General features: G+C 61.9%; 1 protein-coding gene. It reads left to right on the top strand.

The annotated features are described in order from the left end of the window. On the top strand, window positions 1-323 hold a 323-nt coding region (locus P0G09_RS16770), incomplete at both ends, for a hypothetical protein (protein WP_275253232.1).

Genomic DNA, 323 nt, shown 5'->3' with positions numbered 1-323 from the left:
CTGGATGCCGCCAAGACCCAGCTGGACGCAGGCGAAGCCGAGCTTGCCGCCCAGAAGGCCGCCCTGCCCGATACCATGCAGAGCGGTGCCGCCACACTGGTGAGCAGCGAAGATCAGGTAGTGGAATTTGAGGATCAGCTTCAGCAGATCCAGCTGCTGGTCAACCTGAAACAGGTGGCTGATCCCCTGCTGGGCTATGCCGAGACCGCTCTGAACAATGCCCAAAAGGCGCTGGATGAGGCCGAGCCCGTGGACGAGGAATACACCGAGCTGCGGGACGCGCTTGCCAAGGCACAGGCAGCCTACGATAACATCAAGGGCCA

It is taken from the genome of Faecalibacterium sp. DFI.5.82 (genome assembly GCF_029076575.1).
GTDB lineage: Bacteria > Bacillota > Clostridia > Oscillospirales > Ruminococcaceae > Faecalibacterium > Faecalibacterium duncaniae.
The sequence above is the reverse complement of the archived record's forward strand: the minus strand, read 5'-3'. Positions and strand labels throughout refer to the sequence as shown.